This window comes from Flavobacterium sangjuense, assembly GCF_004797125.1.
GTDB lineage: Bacteria > Bacteroidota > Bacteroidia > Flavobacteriales > Flavobacteriaceae > Flavobacterium > Flavobacterium sangjuense.
On record NZ_CP038810.1, the window covers coordinates 1,751,965 to 1,772,532 of the forward strand.

21 protein-coding genes are annotated in these 20,568 nt (G+C 36.2%); 10 read left to right on the plus strand and 11 right to left on the minus strand.

The window, feature by feature from the left end:
- Positions 1-4: 4 nt before the first annotated feature.
- A complete protein-coding gene (locus tag GS03_RS07580) occupies positions 5-1,156 on the plus strand; it encodes a polysaccharide pyruvyl transferase family protein (RefSeq protein ID WP_136151941.1) in 1,152 nt (383 codons plus the stop codon).
- Between the two features lie 41 nt (positions 1,157-1,197).
- Positions 1,198-2,313: a glycosyltransferase family 4 protein gene (locus tag GS03_RS07585; RefSeq protein WP_136151942.1), complete on the plus strand. Its 1,116-nt coding sequence runs from the start codon at positions 1,198-1,200 to the stop codon at positions 2,311-2,313.
- A 26-nt stretch (positions 2,314-2,339) separates the two neighbouring features.
- Here the strand turns inward: GS03_RS07585 and GS03_RS07590 are convergent, their stop codons facing one another.
- Positions 2,340-3,155 carry a 2,3,4,5-tetrahydropyridine-2,6-dicarboxylate N-succinyltransferase gene (locus GS03_RS07590; RefSeq protein WP_136151943.1) on the minus strand — a complete coding sequence of 272 codons (816 nt, stop codon included), beginning with the start codon at positions 3,153-3,155 and terminating at the stop codon, positions 2,340-2,342.
- A gap of 116 nt (positions 3,156-3,271) precedes the next feature.
- Between GS03_RS07590 and GS03_RS07595 the strand changes: the two genes are divergently transcribed.
- The 6 genes from GS03_RS07595 to GS03_RS07620 all read left to right on the plus strand — a co-directional run bounded on the left by GS03_RS07595 (position 3,272) and on the right by GS03_RS07620 (position 8,212).
- Complete coding sequence (locus GS03_RS07595; RefSeq protein WP_136151944.1) at positions 3,272-4,144, plus strand: copper resistance protein NlpE N-terminal domain-containing protein; 873 nt, start codon at positions 3,272-3,274, stop codon at positions 4,142-4,144.
- Between the two features lie 7 nt (positions 4,145-4,151).
- On the plus strand, positions 4,152-4,568 hold the full coding sequence (gene ruvX, locus GS03_RS07600) for a Holliday junction resolvase RuvX (protein ID WP_136151945.1): 417 nt from the start codon (positions 4,152-4,154) through the stop codon (positions 4,566-4,568).
- Positions 4,569-4,599: 31 nt separating this feature from the next.
- Complete coding sequence (gene def, locus GS03_RS07605; protein WP_136151946.1) at positions 4,600-5,187, plus strand: peptide deformylase; 588 nt, start codon at positions 4,600-4,602, stop codon at positions 5,185-5,187.
- Positions 5,188-5,331: 144 nt separating this feature from the next.
- Complete coding sequence (locus GS03_RS07610) at positions 5,332-5,811, plus strand: DUF5606 family protein (protein ID WP_136151947.1); 480 nt, start codon at positions 5,332-5,334, stop codon at positions 5,809-5,811.
- Between the two features lie 107 nt (positions 5,812-5,918).
- Positions 5,919-6,692, plus strand: coding sequence for a nucleoside triphosphate pyrophosphohydrolase (gene mazG, locus GS03_RS07615; RefSeq protein ID WP_136151948.1), 774 nt, complete (start codon positions 5,919-5,921; stop codon positions 6,690-6,692).
- Positions 6,693-6,763: 71 nt separating this feature from the next.
- Positions 6,764-8,212 carry an APC family permease gene (locus GS03_RS07620; RefSeq protein ID WP_136151949.1) on the plus strand — a complete coding sequence of 483 codons (1,449 nt, stop codon included), beginning with the start codon at positions 6,764-6,766 and terminating at the stop codon, positions 8,210-8,212.
- 52 nt (positions 8,213-8,264) lie between these two features.
- Here the strand turns inward: GS03_RS07620 and GS03_RS07625 are convergent, their stop codons facing one another.
- Genes GS03_RS07625 through rluF form a run of 6 tightly spaced genes read right to left on the minus strand, consistent with a single transcriptional unit; the run spans position 8,265 to position 13,526 of the window.
- Positions 8,265-9,494, minus strand: coding sequence for a peptidylprolyl isomerase (locus GS03_RS07625; RefSeq protein ID WP_246034196.1), 1,230 nt, complete (start codon positions 9,492-9,494; stop codon positions 8,265-8,267).
- 48 nt (positions 9,495-9,542) lie between these two features.
- Positions 9,543-10,673: a peptidylprolyl isomerase gene (locus GS03_RS07630; protein ID WP_136151951.1), complete on the minus strand. Its 1,131-nt coding sequence runs from the start codon at positions 10,671-10,673 to the stop codon at positions 9,543-9,545.
- Entirely contained in the window at positions 10,666-11,253 is a 588-nt protein-coding gene (gldI, locus tag GS03_RS07635; RefSeq protein ID WP_136151952.1) for a gliding motility-associated peptidyl-prolyl isomerase GldI, read from the minus strand. The genes GS03_RS07630 and gldI overlap by 8 nt, the downstream gene beginning before the upstream one ends.
- A 4-nt stretch (positions 11,254-11,257) precedes the next feature.
- A complete protein-coding gene (locus tag GS03_RS07640) occupies positions 11,258-12,262 on the minus strand; it encodes a DHH family phosphoesterase (RefSeq protein WP_136151953.1) in 1,005 nt (334 codons plus the stop codon).
- Between the two features lie 60 nt (positions 12,263-12,322).
- A complete protein-coding gene (crcB, locus tag GS03_RS07645; RefSeq protein WP_246034030.1) occupies positions 12,323-12,682 on the minus strand; it encodes a fluoride efflux transporter CrcB in 360 nt (119 codons plus the stop codon).
- Between the two features lie 19 nt (positions 12,683-12,701).
- Positions 12,702-13,526: a 23S rRNA pseudouridine(2604) synthase RluF gene (rluF, locus tag GS03_RS07650; protein WP_136151955.1), complete on the minus strand. Its 825-nt coding sequence runs from the start codon at positions 13,524-13,526 to the stop codon at positions 12,702-12,704.
- Positions 13,527-13,642: 116 nt separating this feature from the next.
- Here rluF and GS03_RS07655 point away from each other — a divergent pair, with 116 nt between their 5' ends.
- The gene (locus GS03_RS07655; protein WP_136151956.1) at positions 13,643-14,515 is read left to right on the plus strand and encodes a cyanophycinase; all 873 of its coding nucleotides are present in this window, start codon (positions 13,643-13,645) and stop codon (positions 14,513-14,515) included.
- A gap of 5 nt (positions 14,516-14,520) precedes the next feature.
- A complete protein-coding gene (locus GS03_RS07660) occupies positions 14,521-15,363 on the plus strand; it encodes an isoaspartyl peptidase/L-asparaginase (RefSeq protein ID WP_136151957.1) in 843 nt (280 codons plus the stop codon).
- 55 nt (positions 15,364-15,418) lie between these two features.
- Here GS03_RS07660 and GS03_RS07665 read toward each other — a convergent pair whose 3' ends face one another.
- From GS03_RS07665 to GS03_RS07680, 4 genes are all read right to left on the minus strand, one after another.
- Positions 15,419-16,939 carry a DUF4394 domain-containing protein gene (locus GS03_RS07665; RefSeq protein WP_210726607.1) on the minus strand — a complete coding sequence of 507 codons (1,521 nt, stop codon included), beginning with the start codon at positions 16,937-16,939 and terminating at the stop codon, positions 15,419-15,421.
- A gap of 179 nt (positions 16,940-17,118) precedes the next feature.
- Positions 17,119-17,952 (minus strand): GNAT family N-acetyltransferase, encoded by an 834-nt coding sequence (locus GS03_RS07670; RefSeq protein WP_136151958.1) that lies wholly within the window; start codon positions 17,950-17,952, stop codon positions 17,119-17,121.
- Positions 17,953-17,985: 33 nt separating this feature from the next.
- Positions 17,986-19,239 carry a DUF418 domain-containing protein gene (locus tag GS03_RS07675; RefSeq protein ID WP_136151959.1) on the minus strand — a complete coding sequence of 418 codons (1,254 nt, stop codon included), beginning with the start codon at positions 19,237-19,239 and terminating at the stop codon, positions 17,986-17,988.
- Positions 19,226-20,563: an APC family permease gene (locus GS03_RS07680; protein ID WP_136151960.1), complete on the minus strand. Its 1,338-nt coding sequence runs from the start codon at positions 20,561-20,563 to the stop codon at positions 19,226-19,228. Before GS03_RS07680 ends, GS03_RS07675 begins: the two co-directional genes overlap by 14 nt.
- Positions 20,564-20,568: the final 5 nt, after the last annotated feature.

Sequence of the window (20,568 nt, forward strand, 5' to 3'; positions counted from 1 at the left end):
AACTATGGCAAAAAAGAATAGAATTTTAATAACAAATGCATATGCTGTCAACAATGGAGACATGGCTTTGGTAGTTGCATTGCTTCAGGCTCTCAAAAATAAAGGTTACGATGTGTCGATAGCAACATTTCATTATAAATTTTTGAAAAGCAAATACCCACAACTTCCATTGTTAAGAGAATTGTTGGATTATAAGCTTCCGATTAATGCTACTTTCTTTAAAAGATTTTTTCTAAAATTGAATTATTTAGTAAACAATAAGTACAAAGATTTTGAAGTTTATATTGGAAGTCCGGGCGGCTATATGAATTCGTATTATGGATTAAAAAAATGTTTATTACCATTAGTAGCAGCAAAAAAAAGCAATAAAAAAACGGCGGTATATTCCCAATCAATTGGACCTTTAAACCAACGTGATACCAATCTTTTATCTGAATATGGAAAGTCGATAGATATGTTTTTGGTTAGAGATGACTATTCTAAAACATGTGCAGAAACAGCATTGCCAAGTTCTAAAATTTTACAGACAAAAGATGCCGCTTTTCTTTTAAAGCCAAGAAAGTCAACAGCTAAAGATTCAAAATTAGTTGCCATTTCAGTGCGTTCATGGAAACATGACAACAGAAACATGAACCTCTATTATGAGATGATGCAGGCAATTAGTGAAAGAGTTTTGGAAAATGGATTTGATGTGGAATTCATTTCTACCTGTCAAGGTGTTGAGAATTATGTCGATGACTCAAAAACGGCTTCAATAATAAAAGAATTGATTATTAAAAAGAATGAAAGTTATCAAAATAGGGTAAATGTTGATTCTCAGTTTTACAGCTATTTTGAGTTGGTGGATATTCTCAATTCAAGATACACTTTTGTTGTTGGAACCCGATTACACATGTGTATACTTTCTCTTATTAACGGTACACCGGCATTTAATATTAGTTATGAAATAAAAGGGAAGTACTGTTACGAATATTTAGGTTATCAGGATTACTCTGTGGATTTTAATGAGACAATGGAAGAAGTGTCAAGGAAATTTGATTTCTTTTTAAATAATGTCAACGATTTGAAGAACTCTGTTTACGAAACTGTTTTGCCGGTACATGAGGAAAGTATCGAGTCGTTAAATGTTTTTTTAGAGAAAATGGAAATGAATTAAATTAGCTTCTGAATTTATTTTTAACACTATAAAATTGCACTATGCGTATTTGTATCACCCGTTCGAGTCGGAATGCTTACTCCGAAACTTTTATTCGGGACCAAATTGCTGAATTTTCAAAACTGGCAGAGGTTTATACCATTTATAGTGGACGACTTCCTGAGAAAAAGGAAAATGGCGCTTTATTAAACTCAAAACTTTTTTGGCTGCTTCATAAAATCGTAAAAGGATTTGTTGGAAGGAATAATTACTTTGGGAATTACGGCGTAAAAAAATACCTTATTGATAATAAAATTGACCTTGTTTTGGCAAATTACGGAATGCCGGCTTCACATCTTATGCCTGTTTGCAAAAGCCTGAACATTCCTTTACTGGTGATTTTCCACGGACATGATGCCACAGATATAAAGCTGATAAACGAATACCGTAGCAAATACAAAAAGCTTTTTGATTACGCTTCTTACATTCTTCCGGTTTCACAAGACATGAAAATTGGGTTGATAGCGTTAGGCGCAAATCCGGATAAAATAAGGGTAATTCCGTGTGGTGTGAATTCGGCTAAATTTAAACCTGAAGAAAGCAATACAGAGAGAAAGAACTTTATCGCAGTTGGACGTTTTACCGAAAAGAAAGGGCCGTTGCATACTATAAATGCATTCTATAAAGTGCTGCAAAAGTTTCCGGACACCAAATTAGTCATGGTTGGCGGAAAATCAGACCTTTTTGAAAAGTGCGAAAAACTGGTAAACGAATTGCATATAAATGATTCCGTAATTTTTACGGGAATACAGAATTCAGAGGAAGTAGCCAATTTAATGAAAACTTCTCTGGCTTTTGTTCAGCATTCCATCACCGCACCAAACGGAGATATGGAAGGAACTCCGGTAGGTATTTTAGAAGCAAGTGCATCAGGACTTCCTGTTGTTAGTACGTTACACGGTGGTATAAAAGAAGCTGTCATTCATGGTCAAACAGGCTTTTTGGTTCCTGAAAAAGATGAAAACGCCATGGCGGATTTTATGATTCAACTTTTGGAAAATCCCGAAAAGGCAAAAGAAATGGGAGTAAAAGGACGAAATCATATCATCGAAAATTATCTTCAGGAGAATCAAATAAAAAAAATCTATGAACTCGCTAAAGAAGCAATAAGTTCATAGACTTTATTTTATAAAAACGTAACGGATTATACTGCTACATCATATTCTCTCAACGCATTGTTAAGCGATGTTTTCAAATCGGTAGATGGTTTTCTGGTTCCGATAATCAAAGCGCAAGGCACCTGAAAATCGCCGGCTGCAAATTTCTTAGTATAACTTCCCGGAATTACAACAGAACGAGCTGGCACAAATCCTTTATATTCTTTAGGTTCACTTCCTGTAACATCAATGATTTTTGTTGAGGCAGTCAGACAGACATTAGCACCAAGAACCGCTTCTTTTTCAACACGAACACCTTCAACAACGATACAACGTGAACCAATAAAAGCGCCATCCTCGATAATAACGGGAGCAGCTTGTAATGGCTCTAAAACACCACCAATTCCAACACCGCCTGAAAGATGCACATCTTTACCAATTTGGGCACAACTTCCAACGGTTGCCCATGTATCAACCATAGTTCCTTCGTCAACATAAGCACCAATATTCACATAACTTGGCATCAAAATCACACCTTTAGAAATGTAAGCGCCATATCTTGCGGTTGCTGGTGGAACCACACGGATTCCTTTTTCGGCATAACCTGTTTTTAGCAACATTTTATCATGGTATTCAAAAATTCCGGCTTCCCAGGTTTCCATTTTCTGAATTGGGAAATACATCACTACCGCTTTTTTTACCCATTCGTTTACCTGCCAACCGTTAGCAGTTGGTTCAGCAACACGCAAAGTGCCTGAATCAAGTAATGCAATGACTTCCCGGATGGTTTTTAAGGTAGTTTCGTCTTTTAATAATTCTCGGTTATCCCAAGCTTTTTCAATAATGGATTGTAAGTTGTTCATGGATTTTGAATTTGATGTGCAAAGATACTTTTTTTAAACGATTGTTAAAATTGAATTTTATTTAACTTTAACTTATGAATTGATTTGATATTTTTGGTCAACTAATTTCCAGCCAGATGAAAAAAACTATTTTACTGCTTCTGATAACAATGGCATTTGTAAGTTGTCAAAAACAAACAGCCAGAGATAAAAAACCGGATGCTGCTATTTCGTTTAAGAATTCTTCAGATTATATTGGAGTTTACAAAGGAATTTTACCTTGTGCCGATTGTCAGGGTTTAAATACTGAAATTGCCATCAATGAAAATGGAACTTTTTGTATTAAAACAAAATACGAAGGAAAAGGCGATAAAGTATTTGAGTTAAAAGGGAATTTCACATGGAATAAAGCAGGGAATATGATTATTTTAAGCACTATAAAAAATGCGCCGAATAAATATTTAGTGGGTAAAAATACGTTGACACAGCTCGACATATCGGGTAGAAAAATCACCGGCAATTTGGCTGAAGAGTACATATTATCAAAACAACCAACTGATACAAATTCTATCGAAACAGTTCAGGAAAATACTCATGCAACGGTTAATTTGAATAACAAAATGGAAGCTACAACAGTCATTAAAAAAGTAAACCCTGCAATTGGCAGATTTACTTTGGCGGAAACCAAATGGCGATTAGTTTCATTAAATAAAACGAGAGTAATCCAAAAGGGAAATAAAACATACTTCCTGAAAATGAATTCCAAAGATGCCCGATTTAGCGCGTTTGCAGGTTGTAACAGCATTGCAGGAAATTATGTTATGCCGTCATCTAATAAACTCGATTTTTCAGAAGTAATAATGACCAGAATGGCATGCCCTGATATGACATTAGAAGATAATTTTGGGGCAATGCTGGTAAAGGTAACAAGCTATAAATTAGATAAGGAAACTTTGACGTTCTTTGGTGAAGGAAAAATAACTTTAGCTAAATTTGAAGCGATTAAATAAAAAATAAATGTCAAGAATTCTCGCCATCGATTATGGAATCAAACGCACCGGAATTGCTGTCACCGACGAGTTACAAATCATTGCTTCCGGACTGACAACGATTCCATCGGAAACGGCGATTGCTTTTTTGACAACTTATTTTTCAAAAGAGAACGTTTCCAAAGTACTTATTGGCGAACCAAGACAAATGAATGGCGAACCATCGGAAAGTACGCCAGTTATAGAAAAATTTGTTGCTGCTTTTAAAATCGCTTTTCCCGAAATGAAAATTGAGCGCGTAGACGAACGCTTTACTTCCAAAATGGCGTTTCAAACGATGATTGATAGTGGACTGAAAAAGAAGCAGCGTCAAAATAAAGGTTTGGTTGACGAAATTGCAGCAACGATTTTACTTCAAGATTATCTGACACGAAAAATGATTTAATTTCCCTATTTTTGCAAAAAAAAATCAAAAAATGATTATTCCTATTTACGGTTATGGTGAGCCGGTTTTGCGACAAGTTGGAGAAGAAATTTCTCCTGACTATCCTAATCTTTCGGGCATTATTGACAATATGTATGACACTATGTACAATGCTTTTGGTGTTGGATTAGCCGCGCCACAGGTTGGTTTGCCTATTCGTTTGTTTATAATTGATACTGAACCTTTTAGTGATAGCAATGATTTGACAAATGAAGAGCAGCTGCAATTAAAAAACTTTAAAAGAACTTTTATCAATGCCAAAATGATTCTGGAAGATGGCGAAGAATGGGGATTTAATGAAGGCTGCTTAAGTATTCCCGATGTTCGTGAAGATGTGTATCGCAACGAAAGAATAACCATCGAATACAGTGAAGCCGATTTTGTCAGAAAGACTGAAGTCTTTGATGGCTTGATTGCCCGTGTTATCCAACATGAATATGATCATATCGAAGGAGTTTTGTTTACCGATAAAATTTCGACCCTGAAAAAAACATTGATTAAAAAGAAGTTGCAGAACATCATGGATGGCAAAGCTTTCCCTGATTACAGAATGAAATTTGCCAATAAAAAAGGAAGATAGGGCCGAAACAAAACACCCGAGCTTGCGAACGGAGCGCAGCTAATCCAGTGAATTGTTTTGGTGAGGAGCCAGGAGAAGCTGAGAGTTTAGCAAAGTTGAAGCCACATAAAAATAACATAGACATAAAAAAAAACAAATTATAAAATGAACGTAGAAAAAATATTAGCCATTGCGGGAAAACCAGGATTGTTTGAATTGAAATTGCAAACCCGTTCGGGCTTTTTAGCAGAATCATTACTAGACGGAAAGAAGATCACAGTTGGATTGAGAAGTAATGTTAGTTTGCTTTCGGAAATATCAATGTACACTTATTCAGAAGAAAAGCCTTTGGTTGAAATTATGAGAGCTATTGCTATCAAAGAAAATGAAGGGCCAACAGCGGTTTCACATAAAGATGACAATGCTAAATTGATCGCTTATTTTCAAGAGATTTTACCAGATTATGACGAAGACAGAGTTTATGCTTCTGATATCAAAAAAGTATTGAACTGGTACAATATTCTTCAGGCAAAGGGAATGGTTTCAAAAGAAGAACCAAAAGTAGAGAACGCTGAAGCAATAAAAGAAGAAGTGGTGGAAGAGGTTAAAGCTGAAAAAGCGGCAAAGCCGAAAACCAAAAAATAGTTAATTACTTTCTAATAAATATAAATCCTATTGCTGAATTCAGCGATAGGATTTTTTATTTTTATAATGTTTTGAGTTAAACATCATAAACCTCATACACTTTCAAAATGAATACACGTCAACAGCAACTAGAAGCATTCAACAGATTACTTGACATCATGGACGATTTGCGTGAAAAATGTCCGTGGGATAAAAAGCAAACGCTCGAAAGCCTCCGTCATCTTACCATTGAAGAAACCTATGAATTGGGCGATGCAATTTTGAATAATGATTTACCCGAAATCAAAAAGGAGTTAGGCGACTTGCTGCTGCACATTGTTTTTTATGCTAAAATTGGTAGCGAAACCAATGACTTTGATATGGCTGATGTCTGCAATGATATTTGTGACAAATTAATCCATCGTCATCCGCATATTTATGGCGATGTTATCGTTGCCGATGAAGAAGAAGTAAAACAAAACTGGGAAAAACTCAAACTAAAAGAAGGCAAAAAATCAGTATTAGAAGGTGTTCCAAAGAGTTTACCGGCTTTGGTAAAAGCAAGCCGAATTCAGGATAAAGTAAAAGGAGTTGGCTTCGATTGGGAAGAACCACATCAGGTTTGGGACAAAGTGCAGGAAGAATTACAGGAATTGCAGGAAGAAGTCAAAGTTGGAAATCAGGACAAAATAGAAGCAGAGTTTGGTGATGTATTATTCTCAATGATTAATTACGCCCGATTTCTAAAAGTAAATCCAGAAGATGCCTTGGAACGTACCAATAAAAAATTCATGAAGCGATTTATGTATCTCGAAAGCAAAGCCAGCGAACTCGGAAAACCATTAATGGATATGACTTTAGCAGAGATGGACGTTTTCTGGAATGAAGCTAAAAAGCTTTAGTCTTTTCTCTTTCTTCTTTGCTCTATTTTCTTTCACTATATTTGAAATTAACAACTAACCAATAAACCAACATGTCTGAAGAAAAACATCATTTACAGCGTTCATTAGGATTAATAGATGCGACAAGTATAGTCGCGGGTTCCATGATAGGTTCCGGAATTTTTGTCGTAACCGTTTATATGGCGCGCGATTTAGGTTCGGCAGCATGGATTTTAATCACTTGGGTAATCACAGGATTGCTAACCATGTCGGCAGCCTTAAGTTATGGCGAATTGGCCGGGATGATGCCAAAAGCAGGCGGACAATTTGTATACATTCAACGCGCCTACGGAAAACTGGCTTCCTTTCTTTATGGCTGGACGGTTTTTACGGTAATTCAAACAGGTGTAATTGCGGCGGTAGCCGTTACATTCGCCAATTATACTGCTGTTTTCTTTCCGTTTTTACAGGATGAGATTTTCAAGGTTGGAGACGTTTTTGTTTTTAAAAACAGCCAGATATTGGCTATGCTGTGTATCATTCTGCTAACGTATATCAACACCAAAGGAATCAAAAATGGTAAAGCGATTCAGTTAATTTTTACGTCAGCTAAGTTAATTGCGCTTTTTGCATTGATTGCTTTTGGATTGTATATTGGTTTCCACACAGATACTTTTTCCAATAATTTTACCAATACATGGGAAGCAAGTAAAACCGTTTTAGATGAAACAACTAAAACCGTAACCGTTACAAAACTTACCGGAATTGCCTTGGCAGGAGCTATTGGAGCTACAATCATTAACTCTTTGTTTTCGAGTGATGCCTGGAATAATGTGACTTTTATTGCTGGGGAAATCAAGGATCCAAAAAAGAATATTCCGCGAAGTCTGTTTTTGGGAACATTGATAGTTACGGTTATTTATATTTTGGCTAATGTTGCTTATTTGGCTTTATTGCCATTAAATGGATCAGTAGATGGTTCGGTAACCGAAAACGGAATTATGTTTGCTGCTCAGGATAGAGTAGGTACGGCGGCAGCCAATATGATAATGGGAAATATTGGTGTTTTTGCTATGGCAGCATTGATTATGGTTTCGACTTTTGGATGCAACAGTGGATTAATTTTATCAGGAGGAAGATTGTTTTATGCAATGGCTAAAGACAGTTTGTTCTTTAAAGGAGCAGGCGAATTAAACCAACACGATGTTCCGGCTAAAGCGCTTTGGTTCCAATGTATTTGGGCTTGTATTCTTTGTTCCTCCGGAAAATATGGAGCTCTGTTGACGTATGCTACTTTTGCGTCCTTACTTTTTTATATCCTCACGATTTACGGAATATTCATTCTCAGAAAAAAGGAACCCGATGCCGAAAGACCATACAAAGCTTTTGGTTATCCATTAATTCCGGCACTGTATATAATTTTAACGGCAGCGATTTGTGTTGCGCTGTTAATCAATGACACGCTGAGCACTGGTTTGGGATTGGGAATTGTCGCAATCGGAATTCCGGTTTATTATCTGTTTCTCAACAAAAAGGAATAAAAAAAGCCCCGATTTGAAACTTCAAATCGGGGCTTTTTTTTAATCGTGTTTATTATTGTTTTGCTACTGGTGCTGGTAGTGTTTCCAACATTTCAACTTCAAAAATAATGTTCGAGTTTGGTGGAATTACATTTCCGGCACCTCTTTCTCCATATCCTAATTTTGATGGAATGTAAACCAATGCGGTATCTCCATAATTCATCAAACTTAATGCTTCAAGGAATCCAGGGATTAGACCATCTTTCTTTCCGTAAGGGAAAGGAAATGGTTGGTAACCGTTTTGTTTCGCTCTGTTTTCATCATATTTACCACACTCTTTATTTACGCTTTCCATGCTGCTGTCAAAAAGGCTTCCATCTTCTAAATAACCTGCATAATTAATATAAACATTGGTTCCGTCTGCTGGTTTTTTACCTGTACCCGCTTTAATGATTTTATATTTTAAACCGCTGGCAGTTTCAGTTGCAGTAGCTTTGGTGTCATTTAAATATTTTGCTTTTGCCGCAATAACAGCACCGAACTTAGCATTGTATTCAGCTTTTTTCTGTGCTTCTAACTCAACTTGTTTTTTTTGATTTTCAGCAGCTATAGCAGCTTCCTTTGCATCTTCAGCAGCTCTGTTTGCCATATAATCTGCGAACACTTTTGGCGCATCAAATTTCTTAGCATCGGCACCTTTTCTAACAATAGTGATTTTATTCATTACGTCATCCTGAGCAATTTTATTTACTACATCTTGACCAGTAATTACGTAACCAAAAATAGTGTGTTTATTATTTAACCAAGTTGTTTCTTTATGTGTAATAAAAAATTGAGAACCATTTGTTTTTGGACCCGAATTTGCCATTGCCAAAATTCCGGCTCTGTCAAATTTCGCATCGGTAAACTCATCTTTAAAAGCATAACCGGGACCGCCAGAACCATTTCCTTGTGGATCACCACCCTGAATCATAAAATCTGCAATTACTCTGTGGAATTTTAAACCGTTATAAAATGGTTTTCCTTTTAGTTTTTCATCGGCTACTGAAGCATTTGTTCCTTCGGCAAGCGAAATAAAATTGGCCACAGTTACAGGTGTTTTTTGATATTCTAACTGAATAAGAATTTTACCTTTTGATGTTTCAATTTCAGCAAATATTCCCTGATCAGTTGAAGGTGTTGCAGCTTTTTTTTCTGTTACAGTAAACTTTGTTGCATTTGAATTTGCTGCCGGTTTCTTTTTAGTTTGTGCTGTGGCGCTTATCATGCCAAGACAAATCAAAAGAAGAATGTTGAATTTAATTTTCATGATTTATTAATTTATTACTTATGGTTTATTAATGATTATAATTTACTTTTTTAATTCTACTTCAAAAATTAAGTTGGCATTAGGCGGTATCACATTTCCTGCGCCTTGTTCTCCGTAACCAAGATTGAATGGAATAAAGAAAACTGCTTTTTCACCCTTTTTTAATTTACTCAATCCTTCTATAAAGCCCGGAATCATTCTGTTTGAACCTATTACATAAGGTAAAGCCGAATATCCGTTTTGCATCGCTCTTTGTTCGTCAAACTTACCAAATTCTTTTGCAACATTTGGGCTGCTCGTATCAAAAAGCGTTCCGTCTTCCAAAAACCCGGCGTATTCTATTGATACTGTTTCACCATCTTTTGGCTTATCTCCATTCGATTTTTGAGTGATTTTAAATTTAAACCCAGAAGACGTTTTGGTTGCAGATTTCTTTAACTCGTTAAAAAATAAAACTTTATGCTCTTTTACAACTTTGTATTTTGCGTCGTAGATTTTTTTGTTTTCTTCATCAATGGCAAGCTGTTTCTTTTGATTTTCAGCTTCCGTTTTGAAATAATCATTAAAGGTTTTTACGGCATCAAATTTTTTAACCGCTTCTCCTTTTCTGATAATTTTTACGGTTTTGATATAATCATCCTGAACAATTGAATTGGCTACAGTCATTCCGTCTCCAACAACACAACCAAAAACAGAATGTTGTCCGTCTAGCCAAGGTGTATTTTTCAAAGTGATAAAAAACTGGCTGCTGTTTGTATTTGGACCCGAATTTGCCATCGATAAAACACCAGGCTTGTCGTGTCGCAAATCCGTAAACTCATCTCTGCATTTGTAACCTGCATCGCCAGAACCATTTCCTAAAGGATCACCAGTCTGAATCATAAAATCATCTTCATCGCCATTTGATTTAGAGATAACGCGGTGAAATTTTAAGCCGTCATAAAAAGGTTTTCCTTTAAATTCTTTGGATACAAATTGGTTTTTACCTTCGGCTAACGTCACAAAATTTGCTACAATAACTGGAGCCTTTTGGTATTCAAGTTCTAATAAAATAGTTCCTTTTGAGGTTTCAATTTCGGCATATAAACCATCTTTTAAGTCTTTATATTCGTCTTTACAGGAAGTAAGACTCAGCGTAACAATCGCTAAAAGAAGATAAATCTTTTTATTCATTTTTTGGTAAATTAACTTGAGGTGTTATTTTTTCTTTTGGTTTAAAATCATTCAAAGTAACGGTGCAAATGATAGGTTCGTTTGACTTGATAAGTTTGTTATCTCCATGATAACCATAAGCCATGTGCGATGGAAAAAGGAAAGTTACTTTTTCATTTTTACGCATTAATTTGATTCCGTCACGCAATCCCATCATGATATTTTGTTTGTCTACATGATACGTTTGTGGGCGTAATTCAACTTCTGAATACACGACATTGCCTTTCAAATCCATGATTTCATAATCAAACTGAGCCACATCTCCTTTTTTTGGACGAAGTGTATCTTTCTCATTTTTGATTTGGTAATGATACCAATATCCTTTTTTTGATGCCAGGTATTGTATTTTTGGATTGCTCTTAATGATAGAGTCAATTTTTCCTTCTTCACCGGCGATTAATTTTTTATTTCTTGCCGCCGATTCTTTCATAAATGTTCCCGATGAACGTGAAATCGGCATTCGGGCTTGCTGCTGTTGTTTGCAACTTAGGAAAGTTACAAAAACTACAAAAAGCAACAGTATTTTCGATAGTTTTTCCATGCTCTTAGATTGTTATTTTTGAAATTAAATCTTCAAATTTATTGGTAGTTGCTTTCATGCTTTCATTTGATTTTCCCCCGGCAGCATTGATATGTCCGCCACCATTGAAATGTTCTCTTGCAAATTGATTTACATCAAAATTGCCTTGTGAACGGAACGAAATTTTAATAATATTTTCATCTTTATGCTCGATAAAAATCGCAGCAAAATTTATTCCTTTTATAGTCAAACCATAGTTTACAACACCTTCAGTATCGCCTTTTTGATAATGAAACTCATCCAGTTCTTTCTGCGAAAGCGTGATATACGATGTTTTATATTCAGGAAAAACTTTTATGTTTTGCAAAGCTCTTCCAAGAAGTTGTAATCTGTTGGCTGAATTATCATCAAACAATAGATTGTGAATCTCACTATTATCAATACCCAAATCAATCAGTTCAGCAACAATTCGGTGTGTTGTACTCGTTGTTGACGGAAAACGAAACGAACCCGAATCGGTTGTAATTCCGGTATAAATACATGTCGCAATGGTTTTATCAAGCACAGCTTTTTTATCCAAAAACGAAATCAGATTATAAATCATCTCACAAGTTGAGCCAATCGCAGTATCAGAATAGGTAACCGTTGCATACGTATCAGGCTTTTGATGATGATCAATCATAATCATTGGAGCCGAAAGTTTGTTTAAAACCTGTTCCATTTCGCCTGTTCTGTGCAACGCATTAAAATCTAAAGTAAAAACCAGTTCGGCTTCATTCAATATTTTAGCGCAATTTTCTCTGTCATTTTCATAAATCAAAACCGTTTCTGAACCTGGTAACCAAGCTAAGAAATTTGGGAAATCATTCGGAGAAATTACGGTTGGTTTGTGATTTAATTTCAAAAGAAAATGATACAAAGCCAAGGTCGAACCCATAGCGTCTCCATCAGGACTTCGGTGTGGAATAATGGCAATTTTTTTTGGTGTTGCCAATAAATTTTGAATGGCTAAAATGTCTTCTTTATTCATAGGTGGCGAATGTACTAAAAAATGAAATACAGTTTGTACAGATTAAGGAGATTTTAAGTTTTATTTGGCCAGTAAAAGACCTAACCAAACCGCAAAAAGTCCCAGAAGAATACTCAATGCCATGTATCCAAAAGCAATTAGCGAATTGTTGTTTTGAAACAGATTGAAATTCTCCATTCCAAAAGCTGAGAAAGTGGTATAACCACCACAAAATCCAGTTACTAAAAACCATTTTAATTGGCTGTCAGTCATATTGTTTTTTGCCAAAATTCCAATGAATAAACCAATTAAAAAGCAACCAATAACGTTGGTAATAAATGTCGCCAACGGAAATTGATTTGACCAAAATTTAGAAACTAAAACCGTTGTCAAATAACGAAGCACGCTTCCGATTGCGCCACCAATGGCTATGTATAGCATCGTTTTTAGCATTATTGATTTAGGAATTAGGATTGTTTTTTTTAATTTTTGGAATTATCTTTTTTGGATTGTTATTGAAGTTGTCATTACCATTGAAATTGATTTTTTTTGGCAAACTCGCTTCTTCGGTTTTGCTTGAAGGTTCAATCAGTTTGTTCAATTGTTTGATTTCGTCATCGGTCAATTCCCGATAACGACCAACATGAACATCCAATGAAATATTGATGATTCTGGTTCGTTTTAATGCCGTAACTTCATAATCAAGATACTCGCACATTCTGCGAATCTGACGGTTTAAACCTTGCGTCAAGATGATTTTGAAAACAAATTTACTGACTTGTTCGACTTTACATTTTCGGGTAACCGTGTCCAAAATTGGAACTCCGTTGCTCATTTTTTGGATAAATCTATCCGTGATTTGTTTGTTAACCGTAACTATATATTCTTTTTCGTGATTGTTTCGGGCACGAAGAATTTTGTTGACAATATCGCCGTCATCGGTCATAAAAATTAAACCTTCACTGGCTTTGTCCAAACGTCCAATCGGGAAAATTCGCTTTGGATAATTGATATAATCCACAATATTATCACGAACATTTTGGTTTGTAGTACATTCAATGCCAACGGGTTTGTTAAACGCCAGATAAACTGGTTTTTCTCTTTTTTCCCTAACCAGTTTTCCGTCCACGCGAACTTCGTCATCTATAGAAACTTTTGTCCCCATTTCGGGAACGATTCCATTGATGGTGATTCGTCCTTCTTCCAATAATTTATCGGCTTCACGGCGAGAGCAAAATCCCGATTCGGAAAGAAATTTATTGATGCGTGTCTGATTGATTTCCATTGGGCAAATATAGGATAATTTAAGAAATTCATTTTATTGATAAGTAAGTTAATAAATGGTTTCAAAAAAGTAAAAAAAAGGTTTGTAAGTAGTAAGATTTTGCTATTTTTACCCACATGAATATACAAGGAAAACTTATAATTATTGGCGGTGCTGTTGACAAAGGCAGTTTCACTGAGACGGATTTGGATAAAAATGCAGCAAAGAATTTAAACTTCTTTGAGGCAGGTATTTTAAAAAGAATCATTGACGAATCAAAACATAAAGGTAACTCTCGAATTGAAGTTATTACTACCGCTTCAAAAATTCCAAAAGAAATTGGTCCGGAATACGTAAAAGCATTACACTATTTAGGTGCAGACAACGTTGATGTTTTAGATATAGTACGTCGCGAACAAGCTTCTGAACCTGAAATTTTAGATCGTTTGAAAGCTGCTGATGTAGTGATGTTTACGGGCGGTGATCAGTTGCGACTGACATCTATTCTTGGCGGAACAGCATTCCACGACATTTTATTGGACAAATACCACAACGAAGATTTTGTCTATGCAGGAACTTCTGCCGGAGCAGCTGCGGCTTCTAATAATATGATTTATCAGGGAAGTAGTTCTGAAGCTTTGCTGAAAGGCGAAGTGAAAATTACCAGTGGTTTGGGTTTGATTGATGGTGTAATTATCGATACACATTTTGTACAACGTGGCCGAATTGGAAGATTATTTCAGGCAGTTGTTGGGAATCCAAAAGTACTTGGAATCGGACTTGGAGAAGACACAGGCTTGCTGATTACACATAATACAAAAATGGAAGCTATTGGTTCCGGATTAGTAATCATAGTTGACGGAAGGGAAATAAAAGACACCAATTTAACGCAAGTGGAATTGGGGCAACCGATATCGATCAATCATTTGGTTACTCACGTGATGAGCATCAATGACACTTTTGATTTGACTACTTTCAAAATGACTATTAAATCGTCACAATACGTTTAAGAAAAATGAAAGTTATAATTCACGGCGGATTTTTCTCTGAATCATCGACCAATCACGAAACAAAGGTTGCCAAACAACAGGCTTTGCTTCGTATTGTTAAAGATTCCTATGACTATTTGAAAACACATTCTGCTTTGGAAACTGTGGTTTATGCCACATCACTTTTGGAAGATGATGAATTATTTAATGCGGGCATTGGTTCGCAAATTCAGGCTGATGGAAAAATCAGAATGAGCGCATCTTTGATGGATGGTTCTACGATGAAAATGAGTGGCGTTATCAATATTGAAGAAGTAAAAAACCCGGTACAGGTAGCTGAAGTCTTATTGAATTATGATGATAAAGTTCTGGGTGGAAGTGGAGCAACCAACTTTGCCAGAGAGCATGGATTCAAACAATTTTCTACTGAAATTCCACAAAGACGTTCAGAATACGAGGCCAAACTTGCAGCAACCAGAATTGGAACAGTCGGCTGTGTAGCTTTAGATAAAGAAGGAAAAATTGCTGTAGCCACTTCAACTGGTGGAAAAGGTTTTGAAATTCCGGGAAGAATATCGGATTCGGCAACAGTGGCCGGAAATTATGCCAACGAATTTTGTGGTGTAAGTTTAACCGGCGTTGGTGAAGATATCGTGAGTGGAGCAGTGGCAGCTAAAATTGTAACCCGAGTTACAGATGGTTTTACGCTAGAAAAAGCTTTTGAAAAAACATTTAATGAATTACTTCCTTTTGATGGTTTTGCCGGAGCAATAGCCATCGACAGCAAAGGAAACATCTTTCATCAGGATTCGCATCCAAGCATGGTGTTTGCCAGTTTTGATGGCGAGAACGAAGAAGTTTTTAATTAGAAATAAACAAAAAACCCAATCAAAAGATTGGGTTTTTTGTTTTTGGCTTTTGAGTTTAGTTACCTAAGCCTACTGCAAAAGCTTTAATATTTCCTGCAGGGAAAGCTACCAACAAGGTTGCTGACCCACTAGTTTTATTTATGGTATAAATTCCGTTGTTTCCACCTACAGTTAGCAATGCATAAGCGGTATCTGTTGCTCCGCCAATGTCAAAACCACTGCCGGCTGTAACATCAACTCCCAACGTTCCTACGGAACTTAAGATTCCGCCATTAGGGTTACTTGATGAATATAACGTATCGGTAGCGGCATCAATATAGAAAAGTACAGTTGTCGTTGTACCTACATAATTGTTAGAATAGGCTACAGCAGATATATTTGGTGTTCCCGGGCTTAAGGCGATATCACCTGTTCCGATTAAGGTACCATCATTCGGATTAATACGGAAATTTTGACCAGTATTGCTTACCACACGGATACGATCAACCAGTGGATTAAAATCAAATCCGAATTCAGTTCCGCTAAGTGCTTGAGCAGGTCCGGTACCAACCATAGTGGCAGTCCCAGCTGTTCCCAATATATAAACCCTTCCTGTGCTACCCAAACCATAAAGCTGGCCGGTTGCCGGTCGTATATCAAGTCCCACTATGGTCTCAGAAACCTGAAGACCTGTTATTGCAACAATTTTGGAAGTTCCCGGAGTGTTAGGATTAAACAGTATTAGGTTGTTTGAAGCATCTACTGCAAAAGCTGAGGGAGCTGTCGGAATTGCTAAACCGCTTATTGAAGTTTCCAGCATTCCCAGGTCTGTTGCTGCCCCGGTTGTTAAATCAACCTGATATAGATGGTTCATTCCATCAACAGTTAAACTTGCAATAGCAGTACCATCTTCGGCATCAATGTCAAAACCACCGTTTCCAGTAATAGTACCTGTAATTCCAAGGCTTCCAACAGAAACAAGTACTCCATTATTAGGAGGATTTTGTAAATAAAGGGTACCTGTTGAGCTGTCAATGACATATAATGAAGTAGCAGTTGCCAGTGCTGTATTATTATTGTATGCTGCTGCTGCTATGCTAGGGCTTCCCGGATTTAGATTAGTATCAGTTGCAACTAAAACTCCTGTGTCAGGATTCAGCCTGAAGTTTATTCCTGTGGACGTAACTACACGTATACGGTCAACAGTTGGATTAAAATCAAAACCGGCAAGGGAAGCACTGGTCAATACAATAGGAAAGGCTGTTAAGCTTACCGGGGTTGCCATACCGTTGAAGGTACTGATGGTATAAAGCCTGCTGGTGCTGCCTAGTCCGTATAATTCTCCGGTAGCCGGTCGGAAATCAATACCGAGTAAGATTTCACTTGGTTGTAAGCCAGTTATGGCGGTAGTACTAATAGCATTGCCCGAATTGTTGGCATTGTATTTTACAAGGGCATTTCCCGCAGTATTAAGTCCGTAAAATTCAATATTCGGTTTTGACGAACCTGATGAATCACTATCACTGCTACAGCTTGTGAAAGTTGCTAGGATTAATGTTGTTAAAAGACAGCAAAGAAAATTCATTGTTGATTTCATAGTTTTGATGTTTTAAATGGTTATTAAAATTAGCTACGTTGTTAATAATAATTTGGTTTTCAAAAGTTCATTATAAACATCAGTAAATATAATTGAAATTGAAATTAAGAGTGTTTTAGAATTCCGGAATGAATTTATATAATTTCAATTAAAAAAATCCCATCTTTTGATAAGGATTACTATGCATTTAAGTACATTTCATATTGCGCAATGAATTTATTCAGTCCAATGTTTTGTAGAAAATTATTGGTTTCAGAATCACTCTCATCAACATTTATAATTACAATTACTGCTTCAGGAATTTGTATTTGCACTTCATAAAACAATTGATGTCCGATTGCTTTGTTTCTGAAATTTTGGTCAACACCAAATTGTTTTATTCTTAACGTATTTTTATCAAAAACAATATAGCCAATCAATCTTTCGTTATTAAATGCTCCAAAAGCTGAATGCATTTCAGGATTATTTTTTATGCAGAATAATGAATTTTGATACGCCGGTTTTTGATTCAGGAATTGTTTCACATCAGTTTCATTTGGCAAATCGATTGCTTTAATTCTGTAATCAGATTTCTTTGACGCTGAAATTTTTCCTTTGTAGCAAATTAACGTGCGCGAAATGGAATAACCCAAAGCTTCATAAATTTTCAATGTTTTTTTGTTTTCACAAATCACTTCCAATGTATGATTCTGAATTCCAATTTTATCCAATTGAGGAATCAAATAAGCATACATTTTCTCAGTAAGTTGTTGTCCGCGAAATTCTGGAATTGTTCCTGTTCCGGCATTATAAGCAAGGCTTGACGCTGAATCAACTCCAATTAAAATAAATCCGGCTAATTGATTATTCATTGTAACACCAACAGAATATTTCAATAAAATATTTTCGGATTTGATTTTGTCAGTCAAAAGCTTAACATCCAATTTAATTGGCACAAAATATTCTGCAAAAGCGCTATTAAAAGTTTCGACTAAAACTTCTAAATTGATGTTTTCTAAAGTATGAATCTGCATAAAGCTAAAACTCCTAATCTCATTTATCTTGATTTATTGATTTGAATTCACTCGGAAGGCTTGTCTTTTGTTATACGTTAGCGAACGCCAAACCCATTCAACTGGTCCGTATTGGAAATAGCTTAACCAAATTGTGCTGAAAATAATTTGGAAAACAAATACTAATATACCAAAAAGAGTCAAATATACCGGACCAACCTGACCCATATAACCCAATCCTGCTCCGAGGAAAACAAAATTGCCAATGAGTGAATGCATCAAATAATTGCTAAAAGCCATTTTGCCAACTGGCGAAATTAAGAGCAATATTTTGTGACCAATTTTGGTTTGAAAACTCAACATCAACAAACCAACATAGGCTAGTGCTAAAGGCGCAACTCCGATAGCATAGACAATGGTTTCGTACCAACCGTTTATTTTTAAACCAAAATAATCATCCTCAAAGTTTGACATATAATAAGCTAATCCAAAGTTAGCAGGCAATCCAATCAATAAACCAAGACCAATAGTCCAATACACGATTTTTTTGTTTTGTGCCAAATTCTTGTAAAAATCAGAGCGGCCAATGACATAACCAATTAGGAACATGCCAAGTACTTTTGGAATTCTGCTCACAAAAAATAAATAGCCATATCGATAAAAGAAACCGCTGATGTTGTTTTTAAGATGGTCAAACCAACTTGCATTCTGGATAAAATTGTCATAAGTCGCCTTACTATTGATTCCAGTGAGTTTTTCTCCCAATTGATCTCCGGTTTGATTCATTAATTCGGCCGGATAATTTAGCACAGGGAAAGTCATTTTTAACCAATACAAAACTATTGGTGAAAGAATAAGGATGACTGCAGTGATGAGTAATGTTTTATTTGAAAATTTGCGAAACGGCAATAATAGGAAACCCAACAAGGCATAGAAAAAAACGATGTCACCAATCCAAATAAGCAAATGCATTGCGCCAAGTAACAACATAAACAAAAGCCTTCTTTTGACTGTTGGCAAGGCATCAACCCCTTTGTCCAAACCGCGTTTGATTTGCAAAGCAATTCCCCAACCAAACAGCAAACTAAAGATAGAATAGAATTTCCCTTCGATAAACAAATGATGGAAAAAGCTCATCACATCATCCGAACCTTTCAGTAACCAAGGACTAGTAGGGTTATCTGAACCGTCATAATGACTTAGAAAATTCAGGTTGGCAATGAATATTCCCAAGATGGCAAAACCACGCAAAGCATCCATAAAGAGTTCACGTTCATGCGTTTTAATAGGCGTGCTAGTTGTTGTCATAATTATTCTTTTTATTAGTTCGGTTTAGCAATAAAAAAACAGGATACGAAAGCAATGTGATAATACTGATAGCAATCAAACTTTTACGGTCACTGTAGGCAAATCCTATAAATAAAGCTATTGAAAACAGGATCATGATTATTGAAGTCAAAGGATAACCCCAAGATTTGTGTGGCCTTGGTAAATTGGGTTCCAAAATTCGGAGTTTAATTAAGGCAGCATAAGCAAATCCCCAAACAATAACCGCCATAAACGCACCCAAAGAAAATAGTATTTCAAATGAGCCGATACAAATCAGGACAAAAGCGATTGAGGAAGAAATCAGAAGCGTTACTATTGGTGTTCCGCCTTTATTGACCGTTGTTCCCTTTTGGATAAAAAAACCATCCCGACTCAATCCAAATAAAATCCGAGCAGGAATCATCATGTAGGCGTTAAGTATTCCCAAGATGGAGAATACAGCGATTACGGTTATGATAACTCCTCCGTTTTCTCCAAAAACCACATTGGCTACATCTGAGGCTACGAATGTGGAATTGGCTAATGCGGAAACCGGTAAAACATACAGAAATGCCATATTCATAATGACATAAATCAGTATAACAACTATAGCTCCGGTATACAATGATTTGGGAATGTTTTCACTTGGATTTTCATCTTCTTCAGCAAAAAAGCAACCCGAACTCCAGCCTTCATATGTCCCCAAAACCATTTGAAGCGATTTGAAAAAACCAATAATCACACTCATTTCAAGAATGGAGGACTGATTTTCTATGGGATTAAATTTCACACCCGAATACATAAAGCAAGCTATTATAAATCCGACAAAAAATAAGACTTTGATGATACTTGTTAGTTGCTGCATGATGCTACCGCTTTTGACGCCGCTGGCATGAAGCAAGGTAAAAGCGATTAAAAGCCCGAGAGCGATAATGGTTATCTGACTTTTCAAAATTGGAAACAAGACCACCAAAAATTCACTAGTCACAATACAAAATAGCGCCGGTGCTAAGGAATTATTGATATAATCATACCAACCGGTTAAGAAGCCGGCGTAATTCCCGAAAGCTCTTTTTATATAGTTATAAGAACCACCGGCTTTGGGCAGCATAGTGGATAACTCGGCATAGGTTCCGACACCGATTAACACATACAGGCCGCCAACAAGCCAACAGGCAATAATAAGCCAATAATTATCGAGCACTCCGGCTATGGTTCCAGGTGTTCTGAGAATGCCGACGCCGATTGAACTTCCGACTAAAATGGCAATGCCAAAACCAACACCGAGAGCTTTTTTTAAGTGATTCTTTTTTTCATTTCCCATGAGGT

What these genes read in the sequence shown, in the direction of transcription:
- GS03_RS07580 (WP_136151941.1), top strand. Translation starts at nt 5, where the DNA reads ATGGCAAAAAAGAATAGAATTTTAATAACAAATGCATATGCTGTCAAC.
- GS03_RS07585 (WP_136151942.1), top strand. Translation starts at nt 1,198, where the DNA reads ATGCGTATTTGTATCACCCGTTCGAGTCGGAATGCTTACTCCGAAACT.
- GS03_RS07590 (WP_136151943.1), bottom strand. Translation starts at nt 3,155, where the DNA reads ATGAACAACTTACAATCCATTATTGAAAAAGCTTGGGATAACCGAGAA.
- GS03_RS07595 (WP_136151944.1), top strand. Translation starts at nt 3,272, where the DNA reads ATGAAAAAAACTATTTTACTGCTTCTGATAACAATGGCATTTGTAAGT.
- ruvX (WP_136151945.1), top strand. Translation starts at nt 4,152, where the DNA reads ATGTCAAGAATTCTCGCCATCGATTATGGAATCAAACGCACCGGAATT.
- def (WP_136151946.1), top strand. Translation starts at nt 4,600, where the DNA reads ATGATTATTCCTATTTACGGTTATGGTGAGCCGGTTTTGCGACAAGTT.
- GS03_RS07610 (WP_136151947.1), top strand. Translation starts at nt 5,332, where the DNA reads ATGAACGTAGAAAAAATATTAGCCATTGCGGGAAAACCAGGATTGTTT.
- mazG (WP_136151948.1), top strand. Translation starts at nt 5,919, where the DNA reads ATGAATACACGTCAACAGCAACTAGAAGCATTCAACAGATTACTTGAC.
- GS03_RS07620 (WP_136151949.1), top strand. Translation starts at nt 6,764, where the DNA reads ATGTCTGAAGAAAAACATCATTTACAGCGTTCATTAGGATTAATAGAT.
- GS03_RS07630 (WP_136151951.1), bottom strand. Translation starts at nt 10,673, where the DNA reads ATGAATAAAAAGATTTATCTTCTTTTAGCGATTGTTACGCTGAGTCTT.
- gldI (WP_136151952.1), bottom strand. Translation starts at nt 11,253, where the DNA reads ATGGAAAAACTATCGAAAATACTGTTGCTTTTTGTAGTTTTTGTAACT.
- GS03_RS07640 (WP_136151953.1), bottom strand. Translation starts at nt 12,262, where the DNA reads ATGAATAAAGAAGACATTTTAGCCATTCAAAATTTATTGGCAACACCA.
- crcB (WP_246034030.1), bottom strand. Translation starts at nt 12,682, where the DNA reads ATGCTATACATAGCCATTGGTGGCGCAATCGGAAGCGTGCTTCGTTAT.
- rluF (WP_136151955.1), bottom strand. Translation starts at nt 13,526, where the DNA reads ATGGAAATCAATCAGACACGCATCAATAAATTTCTTTCCGAATCGGGA.
- GS03_RS07655 (WP_136151956.1), top strand. Translation starts at nt 13,643, where the DNA reads ATGAATATACAAGGAAAACTTATAATTATTGGCGGTGCTGTTGACAAA.
- GS03_RS07660 (WP_136151957.1), top strand. Translation starts at nt 14,521, where the DNA reads ATGAAAGTTATAATTCACGGCGGATTTTTCTCTGAATCATCGACCAAT.
- GS03_RS07665 (WP_210726607.1), bottom strand. Translation starts at nt 16,939, where the DNA reads ATGAAATCAACAATGAATTTTCTTTGCTGTCTTTTAACAACATTAATC.
- GS03_RS07670 (WP_136151958.1), bottom strand. Translation starts at nt 17,952, where the DNA reads ATGCAGATTCATACTTTAGAAAACATCAATTTAGAAGTTTTAGTCGAA.
- GS03_RS07675 (WP_136151959.1), bottom strand. Translation starts at nt 19,239, where the DNA reads ATGACAACAACTAGCACGCCTATTAAAACGCATGAACGTGAACTCTTT.
- GS03_RS07680 (WP_136151960.1), bottom strand. Translation starts at nt 20,563, where the DNA reads ATGGGAAATGAAAAAAAGAATCACTTAAAAAAAGCTCTCGGTGTTGGT.